Source organism: Geitlerinema sp. PCC 9228, assembly GCF_001870905.1.
Classification (GTDB): domain Bacteria; phylum Cyanobacteriota; class Cyanobacteriia; order Cyanobacteriales; family PCC-9228; genus PCC-9228.
Map to the genome: position 1 here is coordinate 1 of NZ_LNDC01000130.1, position 9,391 is coordinate 9,391.

At 49.4% G+C, this 9,391-nt stretch carries 8 protein-coding genes; 7 read left to right on the forward strand and 1 reads right to left on the reverse strand.

Features of this window, described 5'->3' with window-relative positions:
* Positions 1-167 precede the first annotated feature (167 nt).
* On the reverse strand, positions 168-1,037 hold the full coding sequence (locus tag AS151_RS13520; protein WP_071517586.1) for an MnmC family methyltransferase: 870 nt from the start codon (positions 1,035-1,037) through the stop codon (positions 168-170).
* Between the two features lie 136 nt (positions 1,038-1,173).
* Here AS151_RS13520 and AS151_RS13525 point away from each other — a divergent pair, with 136 nt between their 5' ends.
* The 7 genes from AS151_RS13525 to AS151_RS13555 form a co-directional block, all read left to right on the forward strand.
* Positions 1,174-2,343, forward strand: coding sequence for a hypothetical protein (locus AS151_RS13525; protein WP_139240657.1), 1,170 nt, complete (start codon positions 1,174-1,176; stop codon positions 2,341-2,343).
* Between the two features lie 411 nt (positions 2,344-2,754).
* Positions 2,755-3,162 (forward strand): hypothetical protein, encoded by a 408-nt coding sequence (locus AS151_RS13530; RefSeq protein WP_071517592.1) that lies wholly within the window; start codon positions 2,755-2,757, stop codon positions 3,160-3,162.
* A 4-nt stretch (positions 3,163-3,166) separates the two neighbouring features.
* Positions 3,167-4,432 (forward strand): glutamate-5-semialdehyde dehydrogenase, encoded by a 1,266-nt coding sequence (locus tag AS151_RS13535; RefSeq protein WP_071517588.1) that lies wholly within the window; start codon positions 3,167-3,169, stop codon positions 4,430-4,432.
* Positions 4,429-5,538, forward strand: a complete 1,110-nt coding sequence (locus AS151_RS13540) for a THUMP domain-containing protein (RefSeq protein ID WP_071517589.1) — start codon at positions 4,429-4,431, stop codon at positions 5,536-5,538. The genes AS151_RS13535 and AS151_RS13540 overlap by 4 nt, the downstream gene beginning before the upstream one ends.
* A gap of 100 nt (positions 5,539-5,638) precedes the next feature.
* Entirely contained in the window at positions 5,639-6,181 is a 543-nt protein-coding gene (locus AS151_RS13545; protein WP_211517602.1) for a DUF3122 domain-containing protein, read from the forward strand.
* Positions 6,182-6,763: 582 nt separating this feature from the next.
* On the forward strand, positions 6,764-7,105 hold the full coding sequence (locus tag AS151_RS13550; protein WP_071517591.1) for a CU044_2847 family protein: 342 nt from the start codon (positions 6,764-6,766) through the stop codon (positions 7,103-7,105).
* Positions 7,106-7,181: 76 nt separating this feature from the next.
* Positions 7,182-9,391 (forward strand): tetratricopeptide repeat protein (locus AS151_RS13555; RefSeq protein WP_244533011.1); only part of this gene is annotated, 2,210 nt, incomplete at its 3' end.

The following is a 9,391-nucleotide window of genomic DNA, read 5'->3' on the forward strand; positions in this document are numbered from 1 at the left end:
GACGGCGGCTAAAGCCGCACGGGTCGCTTTTCATCCCTGCTTTAAAAAGTCAGGGCTTTCAAGCTCCCGATTCATGCCGGTAATGGGTAATGGCAAATAACAAAACGACACTGAATTATTTTTTCTCCCATGCTCGGTACACTCCCATGCCCGATATGCCCCCACACTCACCAATCCCGCCACCGTTTCTTCCACTGGGAGGTCGGTTCCAAACCACACCATTGCTGTTCCCTTTGCCGGCGTTGCACGATGGTTGCTGCATCTGCCGATAAGGTGGGGTCGCGATAGGGAACAGCGGCACGGGTTTGTAAATGTTCCCGTTCTGCTTGGGATAAAAGCGGTAAGTCGCTATTTTCCCATCTGGCGAGGGTTCCTGGGGTTTTTCTACCCACCGGCGTCGTGGCACCGATGTGGAGCTGGTTTTCTAGAAATGCCGTTCTCACCGCAGCTGCACAGGAATAGGTAGCCAGATACCCTTGTGGATGCAAACATTGGGCTACTTGGCCCAAAAATTCTACTGTCCACAGTTGCGGGCATTTGGTGGGTGAGAAAGGATCGAGGAAAATGGCATCGGCGAGAAATTCTTGCTGGATCGCTTGTTGGATGGTTTGGCGCGCATCTGCTAGCAATAACTGACCCTGAAATTGGGGTGTTTGTACCTGTTGCCGCTGGGCGATCGCTTCTAGGAGTTTAACAATGGCGGACCCCCACCAATCCAACAGATGGTGGTGACAGCTGGCTCGGACGACAGCCAGGTCGCGTTCCAAACCAATCCATTCTATCCGGCAGTGGGGATTGTGCTGCCAAATGGTGGCTAAAGCGGCGGCGGTGTTGTACCCCAGTCCATAACAAACGTCCAACAGGCGTAGGGAATTTCGTTGAGCTTGCTCGGACAACCGGGTGGTTTTGACAAATTTCTCCTCAGCTTCCCGTTTGGCACCGTAATGGCTGTGGAAAGCCTCTTGAAATTCGCTAGAAATAAAGGTAAAAGAGCCGTCTGCTGTTTCCTCTAGGAAAAAAGGCTGGTTGGTAGTCATTTCCCGCGTGAATGGTCTGGCAAGGATGGGGACAAGTTTTGCTTGTGGGAAAAACATGAGCTATTCTACGACCAACTTGGATCGAATTCTATGGCTTGAGGCTGCCGCAAGCGAATATTTTCGTTTTGGAAGACTTATGAAAACCGATATTTTACAGTTAGCCAAACAAGGGGATGCCGAAGCGATCGCTGCTTTGATGAACCATTCGCTGGCAGCGGTGGGAATTACGATTCAAGCAGAAGTGAAAGCCGGTTGTTTGATTGTCTCTGCTGTGTCGGCTTCCCAAGCACCCAACCGTACTTTTTTGCTGGAACGCATCTATCAGGGATTGCACAAACTTCAGCCGGTAGGGATTCGCCGAACCATCGTACGTGGCTATGCCTGGCAGGCGGCTACCCCCGATTGGATCGATGGCTTTGACTTGCCCAATGTTTCCCCTCCCTGGCAAACAGCCGCTTCCCAAAGACCTCCCAACCATCGCTGGCGCATTGGCCAACCATCGTTGCCTGCCCGAATGCGGTCTTGGTTTCGCCGTCGCCGACGTGCATCGGTATCTCACCACCACCAACCTTCCACTGCCAAAACCCCCTGGCTCAGCGAGTGCCCGGGGTGGGGATGGTTCGCGGTGATGGCTTTTTGCTTGCGGTTGGGATTGTATTTGCTGGCAATTAGCGGCGTGGTTTTCTTCACCTTTGAAATGAAATTCCAGGCTACCTGGTTGGTGGAAAAACATATTTACACCATACCGGCGGTTGGCGATTTTTTGCGGGGCATTGAAATGGTGGAGATTGCCAACGTGCTGATTTTCGCTATCTTGGGAATGGGGATTGGCGTGGCCACAGTGCTTTTGCCAAAGGGCTTCAGTGCCAAACTAGGGATGGTTTTGCTGTCGATTGCCGTACCGGTGGTGTTGGTTGCCAGTCCCCTGGTCAAATACAATTTTTGGATTGACAATTTGGTTGCCGCTGAAGCCATTTCTTCCCAACAAGCACAGGAAATTGCCAGTTCTTTTTTACGACAGCGGGTAGAGGCAGATGGGGTGTGGGGATTTTATTTGTACAGTGCCCAATTTCCCGCCATTCCCGCCCGCGTCGATCGCTTGCAGGAAATGGAAGAACTCAAGGTCCAAATTGCTGGCAAAGTGGCGAATATTGCCCAACTGGAATTGAAACAGGTCTCGTTTCTGTTTAAAGTTTGCAGTTGGGGAATTCGGGGATTTTACGCGGTATTGGCAGTTATTGTAGCTTGGTTTCACTTTTTCAAAGGTTTGGAGACTATCCACTGGAAACCGCGATCGGCTTCTTAAAGTAGACTGCCCACCCGTTCCTTATGTTGTATATTAAATTACCTTTTCTCAACAGAAAAGGGCGTTTGCGAAAGGAAAGTGGCAAAAATACAGCAACAAAATAACCACCAACGGATTTAGCCAAGAAATTCGTGAAGTCTTGTGGTTTTTTGCCGGCGGATACCGTTCGTTTTTGCTAAAATAGCCCACTATATAGAGCCACCAACGCTAAGCTGCTGTCAGCCAGCTTGCAGGGGCTGTTACCGCTACCATTGGCGAAATAGACATAACGGGCGTGTCTGGAGATCGCCAATGGCTACTGGTTGAACTTCGTATCAAGGGCGATCGAACTCTCGATTTTTATCCTGGTAGATTGGTCAAAAACTCTTGCTATTTAGAAAACTGCGCAAACTTTTGGCTCTGATAAAAATTGTGCAATACCAAAAAGCTCAAAAAATAGATGTCCATAGCGAATATCCATGTCCGTGTCGCCGTCGGGGAAAGTTGGTTCCCATTGCCCTAACGGAAGCCTTTGGTTGCGATCGCTGCGGGCAGATTTTTGTGGTGGAAGATGGGGGATATGCCATCGAACAACTGGCAACCCACTATCCCTACAAACAAGCGTGGCGGTGGAACGGCAAGCAGTGGACGCGGGTTTATTCCGGGTTGCGAGATAGCTACCTCCCTATTGCCTTGGGGATTATCATGGTGCTATTACTCATTTGGTTGCCGCTAGCACTACAATCGCCGATCGGGGCCAATATTTTACCCTGGGCCATTGTAGCGGTCTTGCTGGCCGTGCTACCGGCACTGATGGTGTGGCTAGCTTACAGGCGTTAGATTCATGTCCAACCAATCTTTGGATTTGTCCGCAGATCCGGCAACGGCAGCGCGCCGAGCGTACGAAGCTTCCCTCGTTTTGGCGAAAACCAAGGCAGCAGTGCGTTCTGAGGCCCTCACGGCGATGGCTGAGGCTTTGAAAGAAAGCCAAGACGACATTTTGGAAGCCAATACGCTGGATTTGGAAGCCAGTCGGGATATGGCGATGTCGGAGTTGATGTTGGATTGGATCAAGCTCACCCCGGAACGCCTGCAATCCAGCATTCAGATTGTGGAACGGTTGGCGGAACTTTCCGATCCCACCCGTCGCTTGCTCAATGCTTCCTACCAGTTGGAACAATCCCAAACCTACTGCCAGTTGGTACCATTGGGAGCGATCGCATTAATTTACGAAGCCTTCCCAGAAATAGCAGCCATTGCGGCTGGCATGTGCCTGCGTACTGGCAATAGCATTATCCTCAAAGGTGGCAGCGATTCCAGCAATGCCAATACCGTGATTGCGGAAGCTATCAAATCGGCGGTGGAACAATCAGGTTTGCCAACGGGTTCCATTGAATTTCTGGCAGCGGAACAAGGCTCTACCATTCGGGATTTGCTAACCCAAGACCGCTATATCAACTTAGTCATTCCCTACGGTCGTCCCAGCCTTATCCAGCAGGTGATGCGCCAAGCCACCACCTCTGTGTTAAAATCTGCCATGGGCAACTGCTACCTGTACTGGTCCGGTAATGGCAGTTTGGAACTGGTGCGTTGGGCGATTTTAGACAGCCACAAGAGCGTTCCCGACCCGGTCAACGCCATTGAAAAAGTGTTAATTCACACCAGCCACAACTCGGCAGCACTCACCAGCCTGTGGAAAAGCTTGCAAGACAATCGCGTACAAATTCGCGGCGACGAACGGATTGTTGCCGAGTACCCGCAAGTTCCTCTGTGCAACGAGGCAGAATGGAGCCAACCCTATTTCACTCGGACTGTGGCGTTTAAAATGGTGGATAGTTTGGACGAAGCGATCGCTTGGATCAACCAACGCAGCAGCGGCCATGCCGATTGCATTGTCACCGAATCCTACCAAGAAAGCTGTCAGTTTGGTGTAGGCGTAAACAGTGCTTCCGTCTATGTCAACATGTCTCCCCGATTTTCCCGCCTTCCCAAACAGCGAGATACGGTTTTTCTGGGGATGTCCAACCAAAAAGGCTACCGCCGTGGTTTAATCAATCTAGAAGCACTCACCACGGTCAAACAAGTCATTCAAGGTAGCGGCTACCTATGACCATCTTACGTTTGACCACCAATCCCGGCATTGAAGATATTGTCGCCAACGAATTTCGCCAAAAAGCCGCCAAACTAGACTGTCAAATCACCCGCATTCAGTGCCGTCCTTTCCACCACATTGACGGTCATGTCTTGGTAGAAAGCAACGAACCCTGGGAAAAACTGTCTGCGGTGGCCTTCCAAATGCGGTCAGTCTTCCACGTCATGCAGCACTTGCATCAATTCCAACACCAAGGGGGAGATTTTTTAGCGGAAATTTGCCAGGAACTAGAACAACTCGATATTCCCCCCATGCAGGATGCCAAAACCTTCCGCACCACCAGCAAACGCAACGGCCAACATCCTTTTACCAGTATAGACGTACAGCGGCAAACTGGAGCCGTTTTGGTGGAACGGTACGGTGCAGGGGTAGATTTAACCAACCCCGATGTGAACGTTCGCGTGGATGTTATCGAGGATACCTGTTTCATCAGCTTGCAGCAAACTTGGGTTTCTCTAGACCAACGCTACCAACGAGGATTTCAACCGCGAATTACGCTCAAAACCACCATGGCGTTTGCTATGCTGCATCTCAGCAAATTACCGGCTTCCGGGGGGAAAATCCTCGACCCCTTTTGCGGTTCGGGAACCATTTTACTAGAGGCAGCGAGTTTGCGTCCCGATATTCAATTATACGGTAGCGATCGCGAGGAAAAATGTGTTACTGGTACTAGAGAGAATTTAATTTCAGCGGGATACTACCAGCGATCGCACATTCAACAATTAGATGCTCGGGATATTGCCGCTGCCTATCCATCGGCTGCTTTTCATGCGATTGTGACCAACCCTCCCTATGGCATTCAGGTAGGACAGCAAATCGATTTTTATCGACTGTACCGCAAATTTTTGCAAGCAGCTACCCAACTGCTGGTGCCGCAAGGTAGGGTAGTGATGTTGGTGGGGAAAAAACACGCTTTGGTCCGAAAAGTATTGCGATCGCTACCTCAGTTTCGCGTTTGCCACGAACGAGTGGTAGAAACTGGCAATATTTACCCGCATTTAATGGTTTTGGAATTGCTTCCTCCCTCTACCAGCGATGGAAATTCCCACCAGGAGGCACTGTGAGCAGTTGCACGTTCAACACCAGCCAACGTTTTGCAAAAATTTTTTCTTTTGACGGTGGGACCGCAAGAGTGATTCAATAAAAGCGGATCTTTAGGAAAGAATGCTTATGCTATTGGGCATTTCCAGGAAATTGGCTCGGTTTTTTACCCTAGGCATTTGCACGCTGGCTTTACTGTTCGGGTTGACTAGTATCACCGCTCAGCCAGCCAATGCCGAAATTCGCACCATCCAGGAAGCGGAAAACCAAATCCTCTACCAAACGCGAACCAAATTGTACGACCGCGATAATAACATCTGGCAAGCTATTGCGTTTAAACGGATTGCCCCCGATGTAGAACCGGCGGTCAAGGTACGTCTGGTCGGTTTTCCTGGAAAGGCAGAGTTGGCACATCCCAAGTCGTTGAAGGTTTTTGTTCCTGGCAGCAAAGACCCACTGGAAGCACCGGATATTTCCGCCGAACCCTTTCCCGACAAGAAACCCAAGTCCAATGTGGGTCAGTACGACCTGACGGAAGTAATTCCAGAGTTACCCCAAACCTTGGAGGTAGTTCTCAAACTTCCCACCAAAAGCGGTTCGGAGGTGGGTTTGGCTGTTTCGCCGCTTACCATCCAAGAATGGAAGCAACTTGCTAAGAAATCCTAGTTTATCATTTTTCATCTAATTTTTGAACGAAAATCCACGGCTCTCTGCCGTGGTTTATTTTTTATGAATAAAATGATTGGGAGATACAAATAGCGATCGCATGGGTAAAATGATTGGAAGATGGAAATAGAATCTGCTATAGGCTTATGGAAAATAACCCCCTGTAAGTCCCCCTTGGTAAGGGGGACGGCAAAAGTCGGGCGTCTGAGAGCGATTATTTTATCTAAATGTATTTGATGTAAAAATAGCGATCGCATATAAAATGATTGGGAGATACAAATAGCGATCGCATGGGTAAAATGATTGGGAGATGGAAATAGAATCTGCTATAGGCTTATGGAAAATAACCCCCTGTAAGTCCCCCTTGGTAAGGGGGACGGCAAAAGTCGGGGTCTGAGAGCGATTCTTTGATCTAAATGTATTTGATGTAAAAATAGCGATCGCATATAAAATTATTGGGAGATACAAATAGCGATCGCATACCTTAACCTTGTTGGACAGCGATTTCTCATTGAGATATACTAGTAGGGGTGCAACGCGTGAGCGCTCCTACTTCACCGACCTTCACATTCAACCAGTACCATGAATTTTGCTCCCGAACCGCACACCCAATCCATACCCGTCAAGCTAGAAGATGGCACCACCGTCTATATCGAAGCAACCAGTACCGGACGCGAAGATGTGGCTGTTGACCTGAAATCATTCTCTCAAATAACAGAAGCTTTGGAAGGAATCTCCCGTACCTTGGCGCAATCCCTGCAAAAAATTCAACCCGACAAAGCCAGCGTCAAATTTGGCTTGGAGTTAGCCATTGAATCCGGAAACTTGACGGCGGTTATCGTGAAAGGTTCTAGCAAAGCCAACTTAGAAATTACTTTAGAATGGAACCAAGGTTCGGCAACTCCTAGCGATGGCAGACAGTAACAATTGCAATTTCCTACAATATTGCGTCGTTCAACTATCTGTTCCCAACTCACCAAGCCGGGGAACAGGGTTTTTGGTGGCGCCCCATTTAATTTTGACCTGCTATCATGTGGTGGAGCAGGCCAAAACCGTTGAAGTGCTGTACGTTCCGAAAAAATGTGAAACGCAAGCCACCGTCAAAGACACAGTACCAGATGCCGACTTGGCTTTGTTGGAACTGCCGGAAGCTTTGGTGGCTGAAAATATCCTTGCCGCGTTGGGAACGGCATACCAAAGCCGCGATCCTTTTTATACTTTTGGCTATCCCGACAGAGATTTTCCCGACGGAGCGCCAGTAACGGCAGAATGTGAGGGAGAATTTCAGGAAAACGGTATTTCTCTAATTAAATTTAGAGCCGGGCAAATTCGTCCTGGTTTGAGCGGTTCGCCTTTGTACAACCAGCGTACCGGGCAAATTTGTGGCGTTGTTAAGTTTACCCTAAATTCCTCGATCGATCTGGGTGGCGGTGCCATTCCTTTATCCCATTGCCCCGAGAGCTGGCAGCATGATTTTACGCTACAACCAGAACCACCTGCCAGTACGCCAGTACCAAGAATTTCTCAAACCCAGACCACCCACCTTCAAGATATATCTGTACCTGGCGACAACAATCAAATAAATATCTATCCTACGCAAAATTTTTACCAAGTTCCAGACAGCAGCCAAAAGCAACAACCAACGCCAACACCCAACAATCTCCACAGCCGTGGTGTTCCCAGAGAGCAATTTTTCGGTCGCGACGAAAAGCTCCAACAACTGCATCAAATCCTGCAAAGCCAAAAAGAAGTCGCCATTACCGCTGCGGTGGTGGGAATGGGAGGCATCGGCAAAACCGAACTGGCAGTTCAGTACGCACGTCAGTTTCAAGATAGCTATCCCGGCGGTATTTGCTTTTTAGATGGTCTCAACTGGAAACAAGAGCTGGTTTCGTTTGCGCGCATCTCCTTTCCTAACTTCTATCCTCCCGACGATTTGGAATTGGACGAGTTGGTGGCTTATTGCTGGCAGCACTGGCAGCCATCTGAGGGCAATGTTCTGGTTATTCTAGACAATCTTACCGATTACCAAGGAATCCAAGCACTTCGTCCGGAAGATTCTCGGTTTGCGTTGCTGCTGACGACGCGAGAAAACCTAGGCATTACCCAACTTCCTCTGGAAGAACTATCGGATGCAGCGGCGCGGGATTTGTTGGCATATTTTGTCAGCGACCACTGTCTGGAGGCTAGCGAACAAGTCCAAAAACTCTGTCGGAAATTGGGCAATTTGCCTTTAGGCATCGAACTGGTGGGGCGTTACTTGAAAACCGACCCCGATGTCAGTCTTGCGGAAATGTTGGAGAGGTTGGAAGCGCAAGCCCTGGAAGATGAAGCTTTAGAAGAAGTGCATTCTGCCATGACGGCGACTCGTGGCGTGAGAGCAGCTTTGTCATTGAGTTGGCAGCGGTTGAGCGAACCGACGCAAGTGGTCGCTGCTTGGTTGGCACTTTTGGCGGAAGCGTCTTTTCCTTGGTGGTTGGTAGAACAAATGAATGCTGCCCGAGGAACGGAAACCAATACCACCCAGCAAAGCAATTGGATGCAAAAATATTTTCCCACTTTTACCCGCTTGCTATCGCGAGTTCGAGGAAAACAGGAGAAAAACAACCCGCCGGCAGCCACGCCATTTTTTGATGCCCCACAGCTACGAACAGCTCGTCGGGAACTCACCCAATCCCACTTGCTCAAGTGGATGCAGGAGAAAACCTACGCACTGCACCCATTGGTACGGGAATTTTTGCAAGAAGAATTAGCCAAGCTCCCAGAAGCCCAAGCAACGGAGTACAAACGTGCCTACTGTCGGGCGTTGGTGAAAGAATTAAAGCAAATAGAGTATCCACCACTACCAGAGCAAATTCGTGCCGTAACGCCTATTTTACCCCATGCGAAAGTAGTCACATGGGAAATGACCGATTGCTTCGAGAAAGCAGATATTTACACGCCTTTTGAACGCATAGGTGACTTTTATCAAGGGCAAGGTTTTTATGCCGATGCCGAACCTTGGTTGCAACAAGGTTGTCGGGTAGCAGAACAGTATTTGGAAGCGCAACATACCGAGCTTGCTACCAGCTACAACAATCTCGCAGGGTTGTACCGAGACCAAGGCAAATACGACGATGCCGAACCTCTCCATCTTAAAGCTATTCAAATCCGAGAACAATCCCTACCTCCCTCCCATCCTGACCTCGCTACCAGCTACAACAATCTCGC

Coding starts and splice junctions, on each gene's coding strand:
- AS151_RS13520 (WP_071517586.1), bottom strand. CDS start 1,037: ATGACTACCAACCAGCCTTTTTTCCTAGAGGAAACAGCAGACGGCTCT.
- AS151_RS13525 (WP_139240657.1), top strand. CDS start 1,174: ATGAAAACCGATATTTTACAGTTAGCCAAACAAGGGGATGCCGAAGCG.
- AS151_RS13535 (WP_071517588.1), top strand. CDS start 3,167: ATGTCCAACCAATCTTTGGATTTGTCCGCAGATCCGGCAACGGCAGCG.
- AS151_RS13540 (WP_071517589.1), top strand. CDS start 4,429: ATGACCATCTTACGTTTGACCACCAATCCCGGCATTGAAGATATTGTC.
- AS151_RS13545 (WP_211517602.1), top strand. CDS start 5,639: ATGCTTATGCTATTGGGCATTTCCAGGAAATTGGCTCGGTTTTTTACC.
- AS151_RS13550 (WP_071517591.1), top strand. CDS start 6,764: ATGAATTTTGCTCCCGAACCGCACACCCAATCCATACCCGTCAAGCTA.